Origin of the sequence: Fulvivirga ligni, from assembly GCF_021389935.1 — a bacterium.
Taxonomy (GTDB): domain Bacteria; phylum Bacteroidota; class Bacteroidia; order Cytophagales; family Cyclobacteriaceae; genus Fulvivirga; species Fulvivirga ligni.
In genome coordinates, this window is the sequence record NZ_CP089979.1 from 4,923,297 (window position 1) to 4,945,407 (window position 22,111).

Below are 22,111 nucleotides of genomic sequence, written 5' to 3' on the forward strand. Positions count from 1 at the left end.
TCCGACATATCGCCCGCATGGGATGTCAAAAGCTCATCAGATCCCCAGCCAACAAAGAATAGATTTCACTATCCAGATAATGGCCATTATAGAAGTAATTTTCTCTAAAATAAGCCTCCTTCACAAAGCCCAATTTCAAAAGCAATTTCCTTGATGGCTCATTTTCCGGATTAATATTGGCTTCCACACTATGTAAATCCATTGCATCAAACCCAAAATGAAGTACTGCCTGCAACGCCTCATGCATCAACCCTTTACCCCAGAAAGCCGGCAACAGAATATACCCTATTTCACCTCTGGAATTATGCTTGTCAAGCTTCCAAAAGCTCACATCTCCGATAAATTGTTTAGAAACCTTATCTTCAATCACCCAGAAAACCCCATCACCTTTTTCATAGGCATTGATGTTATTTTGCACGAACCGCTCAGATTCTTCCTGCGAGGCATGATCATCAGAGTCCATATATTTCATCACTGCCTTATCAGTTCTTAGCTCATATATGCTTGGAGCATCAGAAAGCTGAAAAGATCTCAGTAAAAGTCTTTCTGTTGCTAAGATGGGAAAGCTATTAAAAGGTAAAGTTTTCATCAGCTAAGCCTTTCTATTTTGCCTACTGATAAAGATTACAGCAACAATCACCACCAGTGATCCTGCCATTTGAATCAAGGTAAAGAGCTCACCCAGAAACAGATACGCAAGTATAATAGTTGAAACAGGCCCTAGACTCCCTATAATGGACACATTGGAGGCGCCTATCTGCTTTATGGCATAGGAAATCAGATATGAAGGTATAACGGTTGAGATAATAGCCATGGCAAATCCAATCCAGTAAACCTGAACCGGGTAATCCATAATATGATGATCACCCCCTGTTACACTAAAGTGAATGATGACGCCCACACAAGCCATCATCATGGCATACGAAGTAAATAAAACCGCCCCCACCTTAGGAATCAGATAACCGCTTCCAACCAGGTATGAGGCATAGGTAATGGCACTCAATAAGATAAGTCCACCACCAAGTATGAGCTGAGCATCATCCTGCTCAGAAATAATTAACTCCTGACTGAAGGCTATGATGATACCCACGTAACTAATGACAATAGCTATAATCTGCTCCCTGGATGGTCTCTTCTTGAAGAATATCCAGGTAATCAATATCACCAGAGTGGGATAAATGAATAAAATAATGCGTTCAAGACTGGCTTTTATATATTGGAGACCAAGGAAATCAAACAAGCTGGCGAGATAATAGCCAATAAGTCCGAAAACCAGCAGCCATATATAATCATTGCAAGTGAGATTGTTCTTCTTATTCCTTCCTTTTACCAAAGCAATGATCAGGTAGACCGGAAGCGCAAAACTCATACGAAGCAATAGCAAAGGAACTGCCTCAATATCATACTGATAAGCCAGCTTTACCATTACCGCTTTGGCAGAAAAGAAAACCACCCCAATAACAGCTACTGAGATGGCAATAAGATTATTGTTCGGGGTTTTCAAATATAAAATTGATGTAAGAGGCTATACTTACCCACCTACCCTTTTGGCTCCATAGCCGTCTTTTTTAAGAATTTCAAGCACCTTGTCTCTAAAGTCTCCTTGGATTAGGATCTCACCATCTTTGACTGATCCGCCTACTCCACATTTTGACTTTAGTACCTTACCTAGTTCCTTCAGGTCGTCTTGTGTTCCGATGAAGCCTGTAATTAAAGTCACTTGTTTGCCTCCTCGAGCCTTTTTATCCAGCTGCACTTTGAGGTTTTGCTGTGAGGGATCGAGCGTTTCATCCTCTGCATCGCCCTCATACTGATAATCAAAATCATCATTGGTGCTATATACTACACCATCTCTATTCTTCCAGTTATTCTTCTTCGCCATTTTGTTTCAGTTATTAAAAATCCGGACACGGTATTTGCATTACATTTCTCGGAGGTTTACGAGGATCTCTGGTAGACCATGAATAAGAAATGGACAGCTCATGCGCCCCACCACTTCCTGCTCCTAATTTGGAGATGGTATAATCGTAGCTATATCCAATATTGAGAATTTCACCGTTTCCACCTTTTTTGGTGAAGCCTACCAGTAAAACGATAGACTCATTATTGCTAAAGCCTTCTATAGATTTGAAGGGTAAACCTCTATACCATGTTCCTATTAAAATAGGCTCCAGGGTTAGATACAAGCCCATATCGAGCTGATCGAACTCACCTTGTTTTTTATATTGGAAAGTGGGTGTAAGGCTTCTTTCCTGTGGCCTTGAATAAACTCCACTACCTATGGTCCCTGATTTAAACGGTATTTTCACACCACCATGAAATGAATATTTTATAGGCAATTCCTTTGGATCTCCATCTTCTGAAAATGATTGATTTGGAGTATTCAGGTGATGAGCGGCCAATCCTAAAAACATGTTTTTAGTGTACAGCATACCGCCAGCAGATAGATCGATAAAGCTTTTTCCAGCATCTCCAAAATCCTCACCCGAATCAACGCCAGTTGGTAATCCGGTGTTGGGATCGAACTGGTTTGCAAAAGTTAGATCACTGAAATTGATATTTCTATTATAAAAAGCCGCTTGAAAACCTGGTCTAAAGGTAAGCCATTCGGTAAGGTACAACTGATATGCATACTGCAGCCCTACCATGGTAGAGTTTGTACCCATTACTTGGTCTCTCATTAAGAGCATGCCTACACCACTATTTTTACTTTCTATAAAACCATCAACATATGCGGAATATGTCTGAAAATTAGCCTCTATAGCCGGCCATTGATTTCTATAGTTCAGCCCTACTCTCATCTGCTGATTAGAACCTGCAAAAGCAGGGTTCAGGTAAAGTGGAGCTGCATAGAATTGTGAAAACTGAGGATCCTGGGCCTTAACCACTAAAGGAGCCGCCAGCAACAACAAACAAAAAAATAGTAAACTTTTGCGCATGTATATGGACCAATATTTGCTTTAAACCAGAAAAGTAATAAATAATTCTTAAATTACTTGGTGAATCAAAAATAAAGAAAGTTAAGCTCTTAGCATAACGCCATTTTATTCTTATTTGTATACTTTAGTATCAAAATACCGTAAAATTCATTGTATAAAATGCAATTAGAATTTACTTTTTTAAGTTAATAGTATAAACTAAATACTTCAGGAATGCTGCATTCGCCTTTACGTAGTGCTTGTCTTTTTTTAATCTTAATAGTTAGTAGCTTTTCAAATATTTTTGCTCAAAGCTACTCAGACCTTCATTGGTATTTTGGAAACAACAACAATGGCTTTGTATTTATAAGACCAGATCTTAATCCCGAGTCAGTATCAGTACCTAACACATTGGGCACCGGAATGTCAGCCGTAGCCACTGATCCAGTTACTGGTTCTCTATTATTTTATACTGATGGTGTTACCGTTTATGAACCTAGTGGGGCAGTTATGCTAGGAGGTACTTTATCAGCCTCAGCTACTCCTGTGAGTCAAGGAATTGCCATTTGTGCTGTACCAGGAACGCCTGATAATTACTACATTTTTACCCTGGACTTTGCAGGAAATCTGCTGGCTACCATTGTAGATATGACAGCAGCCGGAAATGCTCAATTCCTAGAACCTCCACGAGGAGAAGTGATGGGAACAACGGCAGTACCTGGTCTTTCCGGTCTTTCTCAGGGCTTTATTATTGTTCCTAACGACAGCAAAGATGGCTTCTGGATAGTTAGCCATCAGGTTACAACTGCTAACTATGTAACTACAGCTATTACTAGTGCTGGTATACAAACTCCTAACCCACCTACAGCTATTGGTGCGGCAGTTTCAGTAAACAACATTTCATTTAATAAAAATACAAACTCACTAGCCGTTGCCGCCGCCGCACCTGCTACTGATATTCAGATTATTAACATTGACCGATCTACTGGAGCTTTAACTGCAGGCTTAGCTATATCTGGATTCGATGGTATTTATGACACCGAGTGGACAAATTCTGGTGATTATATTTATGCATCGGGAGTGTTTGGACCTAAAAGTGAGCTAGTAAGAATAGATGCCATAACATCTGCTGTAGAAGTTATTCCTAATCTCAACATTTCAATGAGTTATGGTTTGAAAATGGCACCTGATAGCACTATCTATCATTTATATCAGGCTCCCGGATTTACATTCAAAGTAGGTAGAATAAATAGTCCTGATTCAGTCTTAGTTTCACAAATTTTATATGAGCCAAATGCTTTTGATGTTGATGATTATTTTGCTCAACAGTTTCCAACCTTTCTGGCAGATATATCGCCAGGCCTAACAGCTGATTTTACATTTTCGGGCACATGTCAGAATGAAGAAACTTTTTTCTATCCATTAATAGAACCAAGAGCTGATAGTGTAAGATGGAATTTTGGAGATCAAAGTAGTTCTACCACACTGGCTCCATCTCATACTTATACTGAGGCCAATAGTTATGATGTTACTCTTACTGCTTACTTAAATGGAGATTCAGCAGTCTCGGTTCCTCAAACAGTGCCTATAAATACTTTTGAAATTCAAATCACATTAAGAAGTGACACCACTTTTTGTCTGGAAGATTATCCTAGAAGCACGTATTCTCCGGTTGGAAATGGAACGGCCTCTGTGGTTGCCGAAATTAGCGGTAGTCCATCAAGCGTGATATGGTCTAATGACAATACTGGAAACACATTGACCCCTGACTCATCTGGCTATTATTATGTTATTGCTACCGACGCTTCTGGTTGTTCTACACATGCAGGAATAACTGTAAATACTTACGGAGAAGAAAAACAGCGTTCTAATGTTTGGTATTTTGGAAACAATGCGGGGATAGACTTTAACAGCGGTGCAGCAGTTGCTATTCCATTTGGAAATTCTTCAATCTATAATGGTGGTAATCAAATGATTGCCGAAGAAGGGTGTGCTATCTATTGCGATAGAAATGGAGAGCCTTTGTTCTATACTAATGGTGAGGATGTATATGACAGTGAAGGCAATTTATTAACCAACCCTGATAAGATTGGAGGAAGTACTGGTTCTACACAATCATCCTTAATAGTTCCTTTCCCTGATGATGAAACAATATTTTACATATTTACAACTCAAGAAGTAAACTTTGGAAATGGCACCACTTTCGATCTACAATATTCTGTATTTGATTTAAAGGATGAGAGCAATGGAACCAAAGGGGCAATGGTTAGAAATAATAATGGTGAAATTGTCACCAAATTATGTAGCGGAGTTACTGAGAGACTAACAGGAACAGAAGAATGGGTTATTGTCCATGAATTTGGCAACAGCAACTTTAAAGCTTTTCCCATTGAAGCAGATGGAATTGGAAGTCCTGTAATATCTAATGTGGGTCCATCGCATGATGCTCCCATAGAGGCTCTTGGCTATATGACACTTAGTGGAACAGGAATGCTAGCCGTCGCATACAGTGAAGGACCTAACAGCAATTATGTAGATCTACTCCAACTTGTAGATAGTACAGGAGCCATTAATGAAATTGGCCTTTTAGATGTCAATAACCCTCAAGATGCTCAAAGTACTGGCTATCCTATCTCTGGACAGGTATATGGTGTATGTTTTAGTCCTGATGGATCGAACTTATTCGCTACGGTGCAGGGCACTCCAAGTCATTTATTAAGATGGAAAGTTGACACTACTACACTTGCCAATACTGTTACTCCATTTGAATATATTCAGGATTCCGTAAGGCATGATATAGACAACTCTACAGCGCTTTTAGGAGCCATGCAAGTAGGTCCGGACGGGCAGATTTATATTGCAGCAGATGGCCAACAAGTAATTCCGGCCATTTCAAACCCGAACATTGATTGGGACGACGAGATTACAATCAATGATTTTGGTTTAGATCCTACCAGCACCAGTGCTCAAGGCCTTCCTAACTTTATTCAAAACATTAGCTCACCCAGTCAAGGAGCAAGCTTAACTGTTTCAGGCGGGTGTTTTGGAGATCAAGTAACACTGACTATAGAAAATGCACTTTATTTGGAGCAATATATCATTAACGTCAATTATGAAGATGGCTCCCACAAACTTGGTCCAGTAGTATTAACTCAAGCTAATAACAGCACTACATATACTCCTGATGAACCCGGCATCTATACCGTAACTGTAGATATTACGAATGATTGTAATGATGATTTAGGCAGTCTCGCTGATCAAAACTTTATCATTAACCCACTTCCTGAGTTCTCACTCAGTGTTCAAGCTCAACCAAGCTGTGGTTTAGCGAATGGTTCTCTATCAATTAATTTCACTGAGATCGCAAACAAAAGCTTTACTGTAAGTGGACCTGTTCCATCGCCTTCTACCACCGTTACAAATTCGACTATGCTAGTAAATAATCTAAGTGCTGGTTTTTATACAGTGACTACACTGGATGCGCTTACAGGTTGTAGTGATGTCAGGTCAATCAGTCTCAACAACCCGACCACTTATACACCTGACGACTTAAATGTAAACACGGACTGTAATGATCAAGGTGGGGTGGTTAACTTCACTTTTACACCGGCATCGGCGGCCCCTGCCACTTATAGATGGTTTATTTACCGTCAAGGTTCTAATGAACTTGTGGCTTCAGGACTTGAAAGCGATTTACCATTTACTAATCTAGAAACTGACGATTACTACTTTCAGATTGTAGACTTAAGTGGATGTATTACTTCAGGTACAATCTCTACTTCACCTCCCCCTGCTATTGCTCTGGAAATACCTGCTGAATATGTAGCGTGTGGAGAAGAGGTAGCTCGTATTCCATTTACTACATCAAGCCAACTTTCCCCTGAAGTTACACCTTCAGCTACCTTTGAACAGGGAAGTAATATTATTCTTATAACCACACCAGGAACATATCAGGTTACGGCTTTTGGAGATGGTATTAATACTTGCGATACTACCGCAACAGTAAATGTGGTTTTCCCTCAAGAACTGCCTACACCTTATAACCCTAGATATGCAATATGCCCTGATGAACAGGCTCCTCTGAATCAACAGTTTGTTAAATTACCAACTGCCCCAGACGGATTCTCCTCGGTTAGATGGTTTGACGAAGATGGTGCTGAGATACTTCCTAATAATGGCGGTAATGACTATCAATTTACAGCTAGTGGCGACACTTTGATAATAGGTGTAACTGGAAGAGTAAATTTTGAAGCTACTAATGCCTTTGGCTGTATAACTGAAGGTGTGATCAACATAGTTCAAGATTGTGAAGGAAGAGTAAGTGCTCCTACAGCCTTTAACCCAAGCAGCCTTAACCCACTTAATAGAGCTTGGAGAATATTCCCTATTATGATATCAGATGAAGACTTTCAGATTTTCATATTCAACCGATGGGGAGAAATGATATTCCAATCGAGCAGTCTTGATGATATGCAAAACGGCGAGGGCTGGAATGGTGGATATGATAATGATCTAAGCCGTCCGGTACCTGGAGGAACCTTTGCCTATAAAGTAGAATTCCGTAGTGAATATGAACCCGAAAAAGGAGTTCAGGAACAGCGTGGTGGAATAACTTTAATTAGATAATTTTGTTGACCGAATAAAACGAACCTAAAACATGAAAAAAATAAATATTACGCTTTTAGCGATTGTCTTTGTATCTCTTTGTTCATTTTCTTCTTTCGATTTTCTTAAAACTTCATTGAAGCTTAAGGTGCTTAATGAGTTAGGAAATGTAGAAGAAGGTGTGGCTGTACAACTATACGGCTCAGAAGAAGATTACAGAGCGGAAAGTAACCCATTATCTGAGGTGCAATACACTAATGATAAAGGTGAAGTAAAATTCAAAGACCTGGAACCTAAGGTTTATTTTGTAAACGCTGAGAAAGGCGATAAAAACAACATTGGTGCTGGCGTGCAGACTGACGTTTTAGAGGAAGGTAAGTTGAATAAAGTAACGATTATTATAGAATAGTGCACAGACAAGATCTGATTAATAAACTCACAAATTACAGCCCTGAATATCAAGAAGAAGTTGAATTCAGGGCTTCTTTTTTAACCTTTGTTAAGGCGAATGAAACATGTTTTGAGCGTTCATTAGCAGAAGGCCACGTAACAGGATCAGCCTGGATTTTAAATAAAGAGCGTACTCATACGCTTCTTATGCATCATGCTAAGCTAAACCGATGGCTACAGCTAGGAGGCCATGCCGACGGTGACTCTAATGTAGAGGCGGTAGCTATGAAAGAAGCTGAGGAGGAATCTGGCTTAAAGCATATTTTATTCATCAATCATGACGTTTTTGATATTGACATTCACCTGATTCCTGCAAGGAAGCAGGACCCTGACCATTATCATTATGACGTAAGGTTCCAATTTGAGGCTGACATGAATGAGCCTCTTGAAATTAACTCAGAGTCTAATGACCTGCAGTGGGTACCGCTGGATAAGATCAAGGACTTTACTGATGAAAGAAGTATTTTAAGAATGGTTGAGAAAACACTCAACGCGCAGCAATAAACAACAGCACAAAACTCAGCACCACTATCCAGAATAAATACGGCTGCAATGCAGGCACTATAATGATCGATTGAACCATGAGAATCCACATGGCAAATAAAAGTACAGATACTATTTTTAAGGTTGATCGCGTCTTAGTACTCATGTTTTTCAGGTTTTGGTTTATATAGTTTCTAAAACATTCACTAAACAGCTAGTGAAGAAATAAAGTTATCTATTCAAAATGAACCAGCAACCTTTTTATGTATTTTCTGGTTGAAGTGATAGTTTTGTGCTCAAACTTTCAAGATTTATATGGCAGAGATAGGAATAGACATTAATAAAGCTAAAAGCATCTTAGAAGCAGGCTCTCTGGTGGCCATTCCTACCGAAACAGTGTATGGTCTGGCCGGTAATGCTTTTGATCAGAAAGCTGTTGCCAGCATCTTTGAAGTAAAAAAAAGGCCCTCTTTTGATCCGTTGATTGTTCATACACACTCTCTGGATAGCGTGAAAGAACTGGTTAAAAAGATACCAACCAAGGCACTTTTACTTGCCGAACGCTTCTGGCCTGGTCCGCTTACCATATTGCTACCCAAAAAACAGGTAATCCCAGATTTGGTGACCTCTGGCTTAGACACAGTGGCCATAAGAATACCACAGCAGTCTCTAACTCTGGAGCTGCTTAAAAGTCTTGATTTTCCACTAGTTGCTCCTAGCGCTAATCCGTTTGGCTATGTAAGCCCTACGTCTGCCCAGCACGTAAACAAGCAGCTGGGAGAACATATAGAGTATATTCTGGATGGCGGCAATTGTACTGTAGGATTAGAGTCTACCATTGTAGGCTTTGATGATGAAGCTAAAGCCACTATTTATAGATTAGGAGGCACTAGCAAAGAAAAGATTGAAAGCATTATTGGTACTGTTCAGGTAAACGATCACTCCACTTCTAACCCGAAGGCACCGGGTATGCTTGCTTCTCATTACTCCCCCGGTAAAAAGGTGATTTTAGGAAGTTTTGAAGAGCTCGAAAAGATAGAAAAAAGCAGTAGCACGGCTTCAATCACATTCAGCAAGCCCTTAAAAGGCATTGGCATAAGCCACACCGTAGTTCTTGCAGCAGATGGCAAACTAACTACAGCAGCACAGAACTTATTTTCTGCTTTAAGAGAGCTTGATAAGCCTTCAGTAAAAACCATTTTGGCAGAACGCGCCCCCGATCATGGCTTAGGCTTGGCCATCAATGACCGATTAAAAAGAGCCGCTGCAGAATAGCACTAAAGAAAAAAAGGTCTTTATTCATCCCCCTATTTTTAGGAAAACTGTCCCGCAATGGAGTTTCACGTATAGATTAGACCTTCCACAAAGAGAATATTAAAAAACTATCCGGCAAACATGCAGTTTAGTAGATAATTACAGATATTTAGGCCATCAAAAAAATCAGCAAAATGAGAACTATTGACGACATTAATTTTAACGGCAAAAAAGCCTTAATAAGAGTGGATTTTAACGTTCCACTTAACGACAAAAACGAAATTACAGACCATACAAGAATAAAAGCGGCAGTACCTACTATCAAGAAAATTTTAGATGATGGAGGTTCTGCTATCCTTATGTCTCACCTGGGAAGACCAAAGGGAGGACCAGAGGAAAAGTTCTCTTTAAAGCATTTGGTAGCTGATCTTTCAGAAAGATTCGGTACAGAAGTGAAATTTGCTTCTGACTGCGTAGGTGAAGAGGCTGAAGCCAAAGCCGCTGACTTAAAGCCAGGAGAAATCCTTTTATTAGAAAACCTAAGATTTCACAATGAAGAAACAAAAGGAGACGAGGCGTTTGCTAAGCAGCTTTCTAAATTAGGTGATATTTACGTAAACGATGCATTTGGAACTGCTCATAGAGCGCACGCTTCTACCAGCATTGTAGCTCAGTATTTTGACGAGAAGGTTAGCGGCTATGTGATGTCTGCCGAGCTTAACAACGCTGAGAAAATATTAAACTCTCCTGAAAGACCTTTCACTGCTATTATGGGTGGTGCAAAGATTTCTGATAAGATCTTAATCATTGAAAAACTTCTTGATAAAGTAGATAACCTGATCATTGGCGGTGGAATGTCATACACATTCTCTAAAGCTCAGGGTGGTAAAATTGGAAATTCATTACTTGAAGAAGATAAGATGAGCTTATCTCTAGAATTAATGGAAAAAGCTAAGGCTAAAGGTGTAAACCTAATTTTACCAGTAGATACTGTTGAAGCTGATGATTTCAGTAACGATGCTAACAAAAAAGTGGTGAAGTCTGGTCAGATAGATGATAACTGGGAAGGCCTTGATATTGGTCCTGATACCATCAAATTATTTGCCGATACAGTAGCGAAATCTAAAACAGTGCTTTGGAATGGTCCTATGGGCGTTTTCGAATTCCCTAGCTTTGCTACAGGTACTGAAGGAATAGCTGAAGCTGTGGTGGAAGCTACCGAAAACGGAGGTTTCTCATTAATTGGTGGTGGTGATTCTGCCTCGGCTATTAACAACCTCGGCTATGGAGATAAAGTATCTTACGTTTCTACCGGTGGTGGTGCATTATTAGAATATATGGAAGGAAAAGAACTTCCTGGTGTGAAAGCACTGGAGAACTAATCCTTATTAATAACTGATTACAAAGGATGTCTTGAAATTAACCTTTTGAGACATCCTTTCTTTTTTTATATCTTTCCAGAATGTCATTAACTAAAGAAGAAAAACTGAGCCACCTACTTGACCTGATGAATATGGCCAAGATAGATTCCTCTATTCAAAGAATTGAGTCCGTCTATATCTATAAAGTGGCCGAGAAAATGGGTATTGATAAACTCGAATTAGTAAAGTTGGAAACTTTAGGTATTGACAAACGATCAGTTCCTAAAACAGAATATCAGATTATCCCACTGTTTCACAGGCTCTTAATCCTTATGTGCATAGACACTGATATTGATGACCTGGAAAAATCCTTCTGCAGAGAGCTAGGAATAAAAATGGGCTTAAATCCTTTCGCCGTAACGGATATTATTGAGCTTGCCTGTAAAAAGCAGCCTCATCATCTGAGTCCGGATGAGATAAACACTATTTTCAGGAGATACTATAATTAATCACTTTTTCAATTCATTCATCAAAGCAAAGCAGAGCGCATCTATTTGGCCGTGATCCTTATGAAATGCAGAAATGTTTGTAAGAATAATTACAGCATTCTCTTTATTTGTGTCAATAGCCATGCTAGAGGTATATCCACCGGTCCCTCCATTATGCCATATCCATTCTTCACCACTTTTGGTAGTGAGTAAATGCCAGCCTAAGCCCATTTCCATCTTGCTGTTTACTTTGAAGGTTGGCTTTTTGGTTAGGGCTAAAGCTTCATCGTTTTCATTAAACTGAGCTTGAGCAAACCTGGCCAAATCTTCCACATTAGAAATAATGGCACCTGCAGCAGATAAGGCATTGAGGTCCCAATTTGAAGTAATGTTACCATTATAATCCCTCCCCTTTACAAGTGGATTTTCAAGCTCCTTTCTATCAATGGTAGAACTCTTCATGTTATACTTGGTAAAGGCATATTTGTCTAATAGATCAGCATAAGATGTTTCAGTTTGTTTAGACATGATATAACCTAATAAACCGACACCCAGATTAGAATACTCATAATGCGTTCCCGGTGTGTTGTCTAATTTCAGATCATGCGACAAATATTCCATCAATTCATCTTCGCCATAGTCTTTATATGGGTTAGCCATGTCAGTCCCGAAATAATTAAAGTTAGTAGGCATTTTTGGCAGCCCGGCAGTATGGTTGGCCAGTTGCAGAAGGGTAATTTCCTGGTCTACATGAAGTGGGTCAGCGATATATTTCTGAATAGGATCTGAAAGACTTAAACTCCCCTCTCCCACCAAATTGGCAAGTATTGTTGAGGTAAATACTTTGGTTATAGAACCAATTTCATACATACTTGTGCTGTTGTCTATCGGTTCCGGTTTTCCATTTTTAATCAAAAAACCATGGTATTTCACCTCACCATTTTTTATGCAAGCAATAGACACCTCCGTTTTATTGGGAAATGGTGATAACTTTTCAGTAATGATATTTCTCTGATCTACAGTGAAATCCTGAGCAACGGCAGTGAAAGCCGAAAATAACGTTAGAGCTAGTAAGACAACATTCTTCATTCTATAAGTTTAATAAAAAATGTGGTTACATAGCAATTCATTTAAGTAAAGAATAACCTGAGGCGATGCTGGGAAGAGCTCAAATCCACCTTTCGAGCCCTTCATGATCAGCGCAATGTATTAAAACTCCCTTACCTATTATTCATCAAGGGCAATCATAATGTCTACTTCAGCATTTCCTCTATCCATGGATTTCTTTCCAAATACCTCAAAATCGGCGGTGTATGCTCTCCCTAAATTCTGTCCCCAGATTTCTACCCATTTTTTATAAATAACACCTTGATCCAAGTCGCCTTTGGCCAAAAATGGAGTATAAGTGCCTCCTGTAAAGGCCTGACCTACCATGCCCTCAGGAATATTATCCAATCTGGCAACCCGACAGCCTAAAATGGTATCATAGGGTTTAGTGAAGTCACTTTCATAGTTGGTGTAAATAGATAAGACCTCGTCATCTACTCGATTGGGTATCTTCTCAATTATGCTTTCAGAGATAAATGTTTGCCACAAACCGCCAATATCTTCGGCCGACTGGCCATTTTCATTAGTAGTTCTCACCGATATACCGATGACCTGGAAAGGTTCAATTTTGATCTTTTGCATTCTTTTTCGTTTATGTTTAATGCAAATCTAAAGTGAGGATATGTCAAGGGTATGTCAGGGGTTAGTCCATTTTTTCTTCATTTCTTCAAAATATTTTTCCAGCGTAATATCATGTGGGTCAAAGGTGTCCATACAAACTGTTAACTGCCTGATACAATCTAAGCGAAATGCTCTAAAATCCTTCCTTAAGCGGCAATAGGCCAACATTACCCAATTATCTTGTGTTTGGATTAACGCAAAAGGTTCTACCTCTCTTTCAGTACTTTCTTTTTGAAGAGAATGGTATTCAATTTTGACCAGATTATACGCTGTAATGGCCGTCTGCAGTTGAATAAGATGATTACTACTCTCTTCAGCCTTACTATATTTTCTCACCTGAATTCTTCTGGTGAGCATATCAGCTTTATCTCGCTGTGAGAGTCGCAGGGTAGACCTTATCTTTTCTGTAGCCGACTTATAGGCGTCCACCAGCGAATGATCTGGATTGTTATTGATGATTTGCTCCGCAGTGATCAAAGCATTTGCTTCCTGCTCAGTAAACATAACCGGAGGCAAATTATAACCCTGCATAATGGTATAGCCCCTGCCCTCTTCTGTGATCACCGGAATACCTGACTGCTCCAGCGTACGAATATCTCTGTAGACCGTTCTGATACTTATATTATGCTTGTCTGCAATATCCCGGGCCGTAACTATACGCTTTGACTGCAACTGCGTAACGATGGCCGTGAGTCTTGCCAGCCGGGGTTTATCCTCTGCCATAATGTGAAATGCTAATCGGGTTAAGTTCAAATTTTATAAAAAATATTATAATTAACCCAAAATCTTTAACTTCGAGCCCCATTTTCTATCCTATCTATGAAAGCTGACTTACAACTTGATAAAGAGCCTATTTCCAAACTCTTCTTCAAATACTATTTCCCTGCCCTAACCAGTTTGCTTTCTATTACTGCACACCAGGTGATTGACGGTATACTTTTAAGCCATTATGTTGGTAAAGATGGTGTGGCGGCAGCGGGCCTATTTGGCACAGTAATTACCTTTTTCATAGCACTTATACTCACTTTGGTGATTGGAGGTGGTATATCTATTGGCAAAAACATTGGCAGCAAGCAATACAATAAAGCTCGGGGAATCTTTGAATTTATTCTAAGCTGGACACTAGCCATTGGGGTGATAGTAGTAGCTCTGGCACCAATAGTATGCGAAGACATAGTGCATTTTCTCACCGGCTCTGATAACCAACTCTACGACAGCACTTATGGCTACACTTTTTGGGGCTTCATGTGGATACCCTTGTTTTTGATAAGGACCGTACTTGGAAATGTTATTAGCCATGATGGTGCACCAAAAATATCTCGCAATGCCACTTTAGTGGCCGCTCTTGTGAACATTGTGCTAGACTTCATATTCATCGGATGGCTAGACATGGGTACCAGAGGAGCTTCCATTGCCACAGGGATTGCTCTAATGATTTCATGCTTATACATGCTCTACTATTTGTATCAGGGTAAAGGACACATAAGTATAAGAGGTTTCAAACTAAGTTTCACCTTGCCTCAATGGAAAGAGATCATACGGCATGGTATACCGTCATTGATTTCTGAACTATCATTTGTAGCCGGGTTAATTCTGATCAACCGTAGTCTGGTCAGCTATGGCTCCACTGCCGTTGAGGTTTTTGGGATAGTGAACTATGCAAGTTTTATATTTCTGAGGCTTTTCACGGCGGCACTTGTATCGGTCCTGCCCATCGTATCATTCAACATTGGAGCATCATTACCAGAAAGGGTTATTCAGACGTTGAAATTTTCCATTGCCTTTACTATACTTTTAGGAATTATAATCTCCATTTTGAGCTTTATTATTCCTTCCTTTCTCATTGATACATTCGCCAGCCATGAGACCTTAGATTATAAAGAATTGATGGTAGAAGCATTTGGGTTATTTTTCCTGCTATTCCTTTCTGCAGGACCAAATTATATCCTCGCTGCTTACTTCCAAAGTGTAGGCCACACTACTGTTTCAATCACTTTAAACGCACTAAAAGGGTTTATTTTGATCGCTTTTCTGCTATATATTTTGAATGATTTACTGGAAATGGGAACTACAGGCATATGGATTTCGAGATCGGGCGCCGAGATTGCGGCCTTCATATTGGTCGGACTTTATAGTCTGATTAGAAAAGATAGGTTTTATAGTAAAGAGGCCATTTTAAATAAGTAATTCATGTTGCTTTGATCTTTATAGAATGAGCGGCATCAATGTGTTAATTTGTTTCTTTCCAGGTCACTTTCTATTCTATCTACCAGGGTTTCCACCTTTTTAAAGTCTTTCTTATCTTTTATGATATATTTCAATGAGTGGCTTTGTCCTTTATGCTTAAATGACACCTCATTGTTACCACCATGATGAACGCCGAAAATATCGCGGGGTTTACCAGCATATTCCTCTACATAAATAACAAGGTCCTCCAGTTCTATAAAAGGAATTACCACCTCTTCAATTTTAAAATGATCATATGCTATGGTGAATTTCTCCTTTCTAAAACCATATGCAGTGATACCCATATATTTATCATCACGTTCCTTCATTTTAAGTATGCCTATAATTGCAGCAATAGCACCTATTAAAGTAAGACCTATACCTAAAATCCCAATGGCATAAAGAGCAATAATACCCAATATACCGAGGACGATAAGAAAATTATAAAGCAACATCTTATTTACTTTCTTCCTACTCTTCTCAAATAGGTAGGTTTTGTATTCATTTACAATTTCAGGCATAAAAGGTTTATTTATCAATCTTCAAAGATGATAGATTATCTTAAAATATAAATACTAAATGGCTATTAATACTTCGAAAGTAATCCAAAATCAAAAGGAGTCCATAAACAACTTTTGAGGCCTGCGTCTTTAAAAACAGAATTCACCCAAGTATTACAAGTATAAATGCATGAATAACTTCCTTCTGCTTTATAAAAATCATCTATAGCGGTATACCCCTTATTTTCAAGTTGAATAATTTGTGAAGCCTGGTCTCTTTTAAATGATTGAGAGATTCTCTCATTTAGGATTTCTAATTGTCTGGCACTGACCTTTATGGCCTGCCAATCTTTATGCACGCCTCTATACCTGGTGACATGCATTAATGTTGAACTCTTTAAAAATAGAGCCCCAAAAGCATTTCCAAAAGTAAGGTCATCCCAGGTTCTGGTGTTGAGGTAGAAGTTCTCATCACCCCAACCAAAAGAAATATAGTTTTCACCCGGTTTATGGTAAAGCTGCCTATATAAGTCTTCATCCAGATCAGCTTTAGAAATGGCAATATCCAGGTGAACACCATTGGTGTGCAAATAAATGGTGTGATTTTCATTGCCAGTCGAGTTATTCTCTCCCACTGTTATGAAACTACAGATAAGGGCAATTGATGCATATAGCAATGGAAGCAATAAAACATAAAAGATCCATTGGAATATCTTTTTAAGGATTTTCATTATTTACCACCTTTAATAAATATTAAAAAGTATTATGATGATGAGAAGAGCCAGCAGATGCGTAATAATTCTTTGCTTTCTCCTTCTTTTCGATGAGCTCATTTCAAAAATAAATAGCGATAAACAGATTATTGGAGAATAAAGGATCATTACCACTCCAGGACCTGGTGCGCATGGCCCGGATGGCATAAGATTATCAGATATAACAGCGATTATAAAATAAATTGCATAGAATAATATTAGCTGCATTTGATTAATGGGTTAGATAACTATGGTACTTTTTCACATCCATGTAATTCATAAATTCTGGAATATTTGCTTTTACTATCTCTTGATATGCCATATACATTTGTTTAGCACTTATTAATGGAGGCATTTTGCCAGTACCCGTACATAACCCGGGCACAGTAACTCTATTAATGTCATGATGAGTTTTTAATTCCTGTAAAATTGCCTTTATGGCCAAGTAAGCATTTACAGTGTCCCCGATATTGTTACTAGTTGGAACGCGCATTGTGGGTGCACAGATCACATATTTTTTAAAATCTTCAATCCAAATAGTCTCAGCCTGACCAACCAATAATTCGTTGATAGGGCGTTTTGAAATCCTCTCTCTAAGCTCTGATTGAATTTGCCAACCATAGTTCTTTGAAATCAGGAAATCCAATCCACCATCCATAAAACCAAATGAATTACCCGGACTCACAATGGCATCTGATTCCAAGTCAAATATATCTCCTTCAACAATCTTTACATCCGTTTCAAACTGAAAGTAGTGCTCCCATGCCTTACCAAGTTCAGAAAAGTTGTGTGAACCAAAACTATTTCCATGATATCAATTTACCTCATGCCTACCAGAGGATAAAAAACCTACTGAGGGCAGTTGTTTCGTTTTATTAAATATGTCGTAGCCTTTCTTCAGATCAGTCCACAAAGCTACTTTTGCTGAATTTGCACCATACTTTTCAGACAGTCGGGTAAATTCGCCTTCGGTGAGCCTGGATGGAAAGATACTTACTGGCACTTTAGATTGACCGCCATTAGTAGCCTCTACACAGAAAATGTAAAGCTCTTTAATTTGCTCATTAGTCATTGGGAGACAACCTATAGTTACACAATAACCATGAATAAATATGTCCCCTCCAAGATGATTTTTTAGTCCCAAAACCTTATCAGATTTATTTGGGTAATTAATACCTAAAGACAGATAATACCTGCTACTTGGATTAAATCTATCAATATGATAAAATCCTTCCGGAATCTGTAAATCCCCCTGTTTACGCTTCGGCCCCAATGCACCAGACGTATTACAAACGGCATAGGTTTTTATAAGCTTAAACTGAGCATCACCCCTGTTCCGTCCCCATAACTCAAGTTCCTTTTCCAATTTAAAAGCCCTAATGTATAATTCTATTTTACTCTTACTGAGACGGTTATCCTCCAACAGTTGAGCCATACTCTGCCCTTTATCCTCATAAGCCTGTCGAACTCGTGGATATTTGAGCTGCTCCTCTTTAAATGAGCCTGCAGTTACAAAAATGATTACCACAAAAGGGAGAAATTTGCTAAACATGATGTATTTAGATTACAGCAATAACCAGCAATATAGGAAAAGACACATCTTAAGTGAAAATTAATTGGATTATCGCGTTATAAACGATAGTCTCAGGCATCCTCGTTGAAAGTTTTAATAGCGTTACAAACGCTAGTCTCTGACATCCTCGTTGCAAACGAGGATGAGCTTTGTTTGGTATAAATAATATTGAAATCTTATCCTCGTTTTTAACGAGGATTTGTAGAGAAGAACGTTTGTAACGTTCATACCAATATCACTGGAAGCATGCCTTTGCCTCCAGCATAATCTATAGCACTACTATATAAATAATGATTAGGAAATGCCACTATTCCCGCTTTAACAGGATTATCATGGATATAATCTATTTTATTCATCATATCAATATTGGTTAGGTTGATGGCATGATTATCATCTCTCCATAGTTTATAATAAGGAGCTCTGCGACTTCTCAGAGCTTCAAAAGCAAACTTATCAAGCAACCAATCTCTTCTACTCTCAGGTATTTCCTTTATTGCCTCCACAATACGCTTGGAAGTAAACTTTTTAAAGTCTCTTAAGAATCCTGACATACCTAAATCAGAGGTTACCCGAGCCACAATATGAACGTGATTGCTCATAATTACCCATGAAAATAAGTTCAACCCTTTATTTTTAATGCAGTGATCTAATGACTCCACGAGAATATCCTTATAGTCTTTTCTACTAAATACATCTACCCAATACACTACTGTCATGGTAATAAAATAGCACGCATGCTGATCTTTAATGTGGTATGAATCTCCAGACATAGGCTGGAGAAGGTAGCTATTTATTTAATATTTGGGAGGTGTGGTTTTGTGGATATTGTTGCTTGGGTGATGTTTTTGACTTAATCGCGTTACAAACGCTAGTCTCGGGCATCCTCGTTATAAACGAAGATGAGGGTGACTTACTTCTTATACTTGCCACTGAACGGACATCTTAACCCATGGAATTCACACTGATCCTCTTCCAACGTGAGAGCGAACCGGCTGAGTCTAAAACTAAGTTTATCACACCCATCAGCAGTATAAGTACCGGAACTCTCGTTTTTGATTTCAACTACACCATTTAAGTATCCCATGCAGCCTGTTGTGGTACCATTAGTGATTTCAAAAGCATAAATATTATTTGCTATGTAATCTAGAAGTATGCTACTATCATAATTTTCGGAATTCAATTCATTTTCATATAAACCTGAAATTTCGGAAATATCTTCAACTCCCCTTTGACTCTCAGTCGTCACAGTGGCATTGAATCCAAGACTCTTATCATTTTCCAAGTTTATCCAAACTCCTGATAACTTATTCTTTGAAAAGATTCCCTTGAATCCTTTTTTAAACTCGCCCTCAAAATCTGGAGACTCGGTCAAACGAATTTCTTCTCCTTTTAGCTTACCCTCCAAAAGTATTTTAGTTCTATACTGTTCATAATAATAGTATCCTTTTACGTTGGATTCAGTTATTCTGAGCACCATTTGAAATGGATATCTATTAGAAATACTGCCATTTAAGTGAAGTACTGTTATAGCATTGTTTTGGGCAAACAGGCTTGTAAAGATAAATAGGGCAAATATTGAACTTAAAATACACCTCATATTATAAAAAATAAAGAATGATTCAAATATACAATTCTTACCCTTTATATCAGTAAAGCGTTACAAACGCTAGTGTCAGGCATCCTCGTTATAAACGAGGATGAGTTTATAAACTAAGTTGAGATCACGGTACTATACACGAAAAAAGAGGCTCGGGAGCCTCTTTTGTCAATCGTTAAATATAAAAACTGGGAAGATTTATTCTTTACCTCTAGTACTTATTCTAAACGGTGAGTAGAGTGGACAAAAACTTATGAATGATGTAATAACAAAGATGATTGCCAGTACTCCCAATACTATGGCTAGCGTACCAGAGATTACGTTTATGAAATACAACACTGCAATGGCTAATGCTACTAATATTCTTAATAGCCTATCAAATTTACCCATGTTCTTTTTCATGATCTCATATGGTTAGTTCACCAATTTATTTACATTATACCATGAGCCACCATTCATCACATTGTCAAACCCATTGCTCTCCAATATATGGTGGGCCTGACCGGATCTGTTACCGCTCTGGCAGAACACCACTATTTGATCCTTTCCTTTAAACTTAGATAGCTGGTTGGCCACCTGGTCTAATGGAATATTGACTGCTCCCCTTACGCTACCACCGGCAAACTCACCAGGCGTACGTACATCTACTAAAAGGGCTCCATTGTTTATGGCCTCTTTAAGTGATTCATTATCAGTAGAATTCATGATATTTTTGAAAATTGAGAACATAACTGTATTTGTTTAATATTAACTTCTTATAAGACTTTGCTCTGACACACAAAGTCAGTTTTAGGCACCTCAGTTTTGGCTATAGCTCCAAAGCCACCATCCACTTCGCTGAAGTTCCTGTAACCACGTGATTGTAAAATGCTGGCAGCTATCATGCTGCGATATCCTCCAGCACAATGCAGATAAAAGTGTTCATCATTGTTAATGTCTTTCACCCAATCATTTATGTAGGCCAAAGGCTTGCTATATGCTTCGTCCACGTGCTCAGCGGCATATTCACCTTCTTTACGGACATCTATAACTTTATCTTCACCTATCTTAACTTCACTGGCAAACTGCTCAGGCGTGATTCTATTTATGGTATCCACTTCCTGATCAGACTGAGCCCAGGCAGCAAAGCCTCCTGCCAAATGCCCTAACACATTATCGAAACCTACCCTACTTAGACGAGTTACTGCTTCTTCTTCAGTACCTTCATCTGTAACCAGTAATATGGGTTGCTTTACATCTACGATCATAGCGCCCACCCACGGAGCAAAATCTCCTTTAAGGCCAATATTTATGGACTGCGGTATAAATCCCCGAGCAAATTCACCACTCTTTCTTGTATCCAAAATGAGAGCTCCGGTGGATTCTGCCACAGTTTCAAATTCTTCAACTGATAGTGCCTTCATTCCATTGTTAAGCACTTCTTCAAAGCTATCATACCCCTTTTTATTCATGGCCACATTCATACCGAAGTACTGTGGTGGAGGAAGAAGACCGTCTGTCACTGCTTTTATAAATGATTCTTTATCAGGCTGCTTCAGGGCGTAATTCACCTGCTTCTGGTTGCCAAGAGAATCAACCGTTTCCTTCATCATATTCTTACCACATGCAGAGCCTGCTCCGTGAGCCGGATAAACAGTTACATCATCTGGCAAGGGAAGTATTTTAGTATATAAACTTTCATAAAGCATACCTGCAAGCTCCTCCTGCGTCATATGTGCAGCTTTTTGAGCCAAATCAGGTCTTCCTACATCTCCTAAGAATAGCGTATCTCCACTAAAAAGGGCTACCTTCTTATCAGATTCATCATGCAATAAATAACATGAACTCTCCATTGTATGTCCTGGAGTATGAAGCACTTCTATTTTCACATTACCTAACTCAAATATCTGCCTATCTTCTGCTATAATGGCATCAAATTCAGGTTGAGCCTTTGGCCCATAGATAATTGGAGCTCCTGTTGCTTTACTTAAATCAATGTGACCACTAACAAAATCAGCATGGAAGTGTGTTTCGAATATATATTTCAGCTTTACATTATCCTTTTCCAGCCTTTCTAAATAAGGCTTAGTTTCACGAAGGGGATCAATGATAGCCGCTTCTCCATTAGATGTGATATAATATGCGCCTTGTGCCAGGCATCCTGTATAAATTTGTTCGATTTTCATTTCTTCTTTCT

Annotated in this window: 24 protein-coding genes; 7 read left to right on the top strand and 17 right to left on the bottom strand. The window is 38.9% G+C overall.

What is annotated here, in order from left to right; all coding sequences use genetic code 11:
- Positions 1-25: 25 nt before the first annotated feature.
- From LVD16_RS20505 to LVD16_RS20520, 4 genes are read right to left on the bottom strand one after another with little or no spacing between them, the layout of a single operon-like run.
- Positions 26-589, bottom strand: a complete 564-nt coding sequence (locus LVD16_RS20505) for a GNAT family N-acetyltransferase (protein ID WP_233770160.1) — start codon at positions 587-589, stop codon at positions 26-28.
- A 3-nt stretch (positions 590-592) separates the two neighbouring features.
- Positions 593-1,504: a DMT family transporter gene (locus tag LVD16_RS20510; RefSeq protein WP_233770161.1), complete on the bottom strand. Its 912-nt coding sequence runs from the start codon at positions 1,502-1,504 to the stop codon at positions 593-595.
- A gap of 27 nt (positions 1,505-1,531) precedes the next feature.
- A complete protein-coding gene (locus tag LVD16_RS20515; protein WP_233770162.1) occupies positions 1,532-1,882 on the bottom strand; it encodes a translation initiation factor in 351 nt (116 codons plus the stop codon).
- Positions 1,883-1,895: 13 nt separating this feature from the next.
- Positions 1,896-2,939, bottom strand: coding sequence for a PorP/SprF family type IX secretion system membrane protein (locus LVD16_RS20520; protein ID WP_233770163.1), 1,044 nt, complete (start codon positions 2,937-2,939; stop codon positions 1,896-1,898).
- A 213-nt stretch (positions 2,940-3,152) separates the two neighbouring features.
- On the opposite strand from LVD16_RS20520, the gene LVD16_RS20525 reads away from it, so the two are divergent.
- The 3 genes from LVD16_RS20525 to LVD16_RS20535 are packed head-to-tail and all read left to right on the top strand — an operon-like array spanning position 3,153 to position 8,477.
- Positions 3,153-7,544 carry a PKD domain-containing protein gene (locus LVD16_RS20525; protein WP_233770164.1) on the top strand — a complete coding sequence of 1,464 codons (4,392 nt, stop codon included), beginning with the start codon at positions 3,153-3,155 and terminating at the stop codon, positions 7,542-7,544.
- Positions 7,545-7,575: 31 nt separating this feature from the next.
- The gene (locus tag LVD16_RS20530; RefSeq protein WP_233770165.1) at positions 7,576-7,932 is read left to right on the top strand and encodes a carboxypeptidase regulatory-like domain-containing protein; all 357 of its coding nucleotides are present in this window, start codon (positions 7,576-7,578) and stop codon (positions 7,930-7,932) included.
- Positions 7,932-8,477, top strand: a complete 546-nt coding sequence (locus tag LVD16_RS20535) for an NUDIX hydrolase (protein WP_233770166.1) — start codon at positions 7,932-7,934, stop codon at positions 8,475-8,477. The genes LVD16_RS20530 and LVD16_RS20535 overlap by 1 nt, the downstream gene beginning before the upstream one ends.
- On the opposite strand, the gene LVD16_RS20540 is transcribed toward LVD16_RS20535, so the two are convergent.
- Positions 8,461-8,622, bottom strand: a complete 162-nt coding sequence (locus tag LVD16_RS20540; protein WP_233770167.1) for a hypothetical protein — start codon at positions 8,620-8,622, stop codon at positions 8,461-8,463. The genes LVD16_RS20535 and LVD16_RS20540 overlap by 17 nt on opposite strands.
- A gap of 149 nt (positions 8,623-8,771) precedes the next feature.
- Between LVD16_RS20540 and LVD16_RS20545 the strand changes: the two genes are divergently transcribed.
- From LVD16_RS20545 to LVD16_RS20555, 3 genes are all read left to right on the top strand, one after another.
- Positions 8,772-9,731 carry an L-threonylcarbamoyladenylate synthase gene (locus LVD16_RS20545; protein ID WP_233770168.1) on the top strand — a complete coding sequence of 320 codons (960 nt, stop codon included), beginning with the start codon at positions 8,772-8,774 and terminating at the stop codon, positions 9,729-9,731.
- Between the two features lie 173 nt (positions 9,732-9,904).
- A complete protein-coding gene (locus tag LVD16_RS20550; protein ID WP_233770169.1) occupies positions 9,905-11,092 on the top strand; it encodes a phosphoglycerate kinase in 1,188 nt (395 codons plus the stop codon).
- A gap of 80 nt (positions 11,093-11,172) precedes the next feature.
- Positions 11,173-11,580 (top strand): hypothetical protein, encoded by a 408-nt coding sequence (locus LVD16_RS20555; RefSeq protein ID WP_233770170.1) that lies wholly within the window; start codon positions 11,173-11,175, stop codon positions 11,578-11,580.
- On the opposite strand, the gene LVD16_RS20560 is transcribed toward LVD16_RS20555, so the two are convergent.
- The 3 genes from LVD16_RS20560 to LVD16_RS20570 form a co-directional block, all read right to left on the bottom strand.
- Positions 11,581-12,648, bottom strand: coding sequence for a serine hydrolase domain-containing protein (locus tag LVD16_RS20560; protein ID WP_233770171.1), 1,068 nt, complete (start codon positions 12,646-12,648; stop codon positions 11,581-11,583).
- Positions 12,649-12,786: 138 nt separating this feature from the next.
- Positions 12,787-13,248: a GyrI-like domain-containing protein gene (locus LVD16_RS20565; RefSeq protein WP_233770172.1), complete on the bottom strand. Its 462-nt coding sequence runs from the start codon at positions 13,246-13,248 to the stop codon at positions 12,787-12,789.
- Between the two features lie 54 nt (positions 13,249-13,302).
- Complete coding sequence (locus LVD16_RS20570) at positions 13,303-14,010, bottom strand: helix-turn-helix transcriptional regulator (RefSeq protein WP_233770173.1); 708 nt, start codon at positions 14,008-14,010, stop codon at positions 13,303-13,305.
- A gap of 96 nt (positions 14,011-14,106) precedes the next feature.
- Here LVD16_RS20570 and LVD16_RS20575 point away from each other — a divergent pair, with 96 nt between their 5' ends.
- Complete coding sequence (locus tag LVD16_RS20575) at positions 14,107-15,474, top strand: MATE family efflux transporter (RefSeq protein ID WP_233770174.1); 1,368 nt, start codon at positions 14,107-14,109, stop codon at positions 15,472-15,474.
- Positions 15,475-15,509: 35 nt separating this feature from the next.
- Here the strand turns inward: LVD16_RS20575 and LVD16_RS20580 are convergent, their stop codons facing one another.
- The 9 genes from LVD16_RS20580 to LVD16_RS20620 form a co-directional block, all read right to left on the bottom strand.
- Positions 15,510-16,034, bottom strand: coding sequence for a hypothetical protein (locus LVD16_RS20580; protein WP_233770175.1), 525 nt, complete (start codon positions 16,032-16,034; stop codon positions 15,510-15,512).
- A gap of 65 nt (positions 16,035-16,099) precedes the next feature.
- Entirely contained in the window at positions 16,100-16,744 is a 645-nt protein-coding gene (locus LVD16_RS20585) for a DUF2459 domain-containing protein (protein ID WP_233770176.1), read from the bottom strand.
- Positions 16,745-16,997: 253 nt separating this feature from the next.
- Positions 16,998-17,468: a macro domain-containing protein gene (locus LVD16_RS20590; RefSeq protein ID WP_233770177.1), complete on the bottom strand. Its 471-nt coding sequence runs from the start codon at positions 17,466-17,468 to the stop codon at positions 16,998-17,000.
- A 111-nt stretch (positions 17,469-17,579) separates the two neighbouring features.
- Positions 17,580-18,317, bottom strand: a complete 738-nt coding sequence (locus tag LVD16_RS20595) for a L,D-transpeptidase family protein (protein WP_233770178.1) — start codon at positions 18,315-18,317, stop codon at positions 17,580-17,582.
- Positions 18,318-18,562: 245 nt separating this feature from the next.
- Positions 18,563-19,108, bottom strand: a complete 546-nt coding sequence (locus LVD16_RS20600; RefSeq protein ID WP_233770179.1) for an REP-associated tyrosine transposase — start codon at positions 19,106-19,108, stop codon at positions 18,563-18,565.
- A gap of 140 nt (positions 19,109-19,248) precedes the next feature.
- Entirely contained in the window at positions 19,249-19,935 is a 687-nt protein-coding gene (locus LVD16_RS20605) for a hypothetical protein (RefSeq protein ID WP_233770180.1), read from the bottom strand.
- A gap of 198 nt (positions 19,936-20,133) precedes the next feature.
- Positions 20,134-20,337: a YgaP family membrane protein gene (locus tag LVD16_RS20610; protein ID WP_233770181.1), complete on the bottom strand. Its 204-nt coding sequence runs from the start codon at positions 20,335-20,337 to the stop codon at positions 20,134-20,136.
- A gap of 12 nt (positions 20,338-20,349) precedes the next feature.
- A complete protein-coding gene (locus LVD16_RS20615; RefSeq protein WP_233770182.1) occupies positions 20,350-20,664 on the bottom strand; it encodes a rhodanese-like domain-containing protein in 315 nt (104 codons plus the stop codon).
- A gap of 26 nt (positions 20,665-20,690) precedes the next feature.
- Positions 20,691-22,100 (bottom strand): MBL fold metallo-hydrolase, encoded by a 1,410-nt coding sequence (locus tag LVD16_RS20620; RefSeq protein WP_233770183.1) that lies wholly within the window; start codon positions 22,098-22,100, stop codon positions 20,691-20,693.
- Between the last annotated feature and the right edge of the window lie 11 nt (positions 22,101-22,111).

Excerpts from the sequence above, each read along its gene's own strand:
- LVD16_RS20505 (WP_233770160.1), bottom strand. The coding sequence starts at position 589 with ATGAAAACTTTACCTTTTAATAGCTTTCCCATCTTAGCAACAGAAAGA.
- LVD16_RS20515 (WP_233770162.1), bottom strand. The coding sequence starts at position 1,882 with ATGGCGAAGAAGAATAACTGGAAGAATAGAGATGGTGTAGTATATAGC.
- LVD16_RS20520 (WP_233770163.1), bottom strand. The coding sequence starts at position 2,939 with ATGCGCAAAAGTTTACTATTTTTTTGTTTGTTGTTGCTGGCGGCTCCT.
- LVD16_RS20525 (WP_233770164.1), top strand. The coding sequence starts at position 3,153 with ATGCTGCATTCGCCTTTACGTAGTGCTTGTCTTTTTTTAATCTTAATA.
- LVD16_RS20530 (WP_233770165.1), top strand. The coding sequence starts at position 7,576 with ATGAAAAAAATAAATATTACGCTTTTAGCGATTGTCTTTGTATCTCTT.
- LVD16_RS20540 (WP_233770167.1), bottom strand. The coding sequence starts at position 8,622 with ATGAGTACTAAGACGCGATCAACCTTAAAAATAGTATCTGTACTTTTA.
- LVD16_RS20545 (WP_233770168.1), top strand. The coding sequence starts at position 8,772 with ATGGCAGAGATAGGAATAGACATTAATAAAGCTAAAAGCATCTTAGAA.
- LVD16_RS20550 (WP_233770169.1), top strand. The coding sequence starts at position 9,905 with ATGAGAACTATTGACGACATTAATTTTAACGGCAAAAAAGCCTTAATA.
- LVD16_RS20555 (WP_233770170.1), top strand. The coding sequence starts at position 11,173 with ATGTCATTAACTAAAGAAGAAAAACTGAGCCACCTACTTGACCTGATG.
- LVD16_RS20560 (WP_233770171.1), bottom strand. The coding sequence starts at position 12,648 with ATGAAGAATGTTGTCTTACTAGCTCTAACGTTATTTTCGGCTTTCACT.
- LVD16_RS20565 (WP_233770172.1), bottom strand. The coding sequence starts at position 13,248 with ATGCAAAAGATCAAAATTGAACCTTTCCAGGTCATCGGTATATCGGTG.
- LVD16_RS20570 (WP_233770173.1), bottom strand. The coding sequence starts at position 14,010 with ATGGCAGAGGATAAACCCCGGCTGGCAAGACTCACGGCCATCGTTACG.
- LVD16_RS20575 (WP_233770174.1), top strand. The coding sequence starts at position 14,107 with ATGAAAGCTGACTTACAACTTGATAAAGAGCCTATTTCCAAACTCTTC.
- LVD16_RS20580 (WP_233770175.1), bottom strand. The coding sequence starts at position 16,034 with ATGCCTGAAATTGTAAATGAATACAAAACCTACCTATTTGAGAAGAGT.
- LVD16_RS20585 (WP_233770176.1), bottom strand. The coding sequence starts at position 16,744 with ATGAAAATCCTTAAAAAGATATTCCAATGGATCTTTTATGTTTTATTG.
- LVD16_RS20595 (WP_233770178.1), bottom strand. The coding sequence starts at position 18,317 with ATGTTTAGCAAATTTCTCCCTTTTGTGGTAATCATTTTTGTAACTGCA.
- LVD16_RS20600 (WP_233770179.1), bottom strand. The coding sequence starts at position 19,108 with ATGTCTGGAGATTCATACCACATTAAAGATCAGCATGCGTGCTATTTT.
- LVD16_RS20605 (WP_233770180.1), bottom strand. The coding sequence starts at position 19,935 with ATGAGGTGTATTTTAAGTTCAATATTTGCCCTATTTATCTTTACAAGC.
- LVD16_RS20610 (WP_233770181.1), bottom strand. The coding sequence starts at position 20,337 with ATGAAAAAGAACATGGGTAAATTTGATAGGCTATTAAGAATATTAGTA.
- LVD16_RS20615 (WP_233770182.1), bottom strand. The coding sequence starts at position 20,664 with ATGTTCTCAATTTTCAAAAATATCATGAATTCTACTGATAATGAATCA.
- LVD16_RS20620 (WP_233770183.1), bottom strand. The coding sequence starts at position 22,100 with ATGAAAATCGAACAAATTTATACAGGATGCCTGGCACAAGGCGCATAT.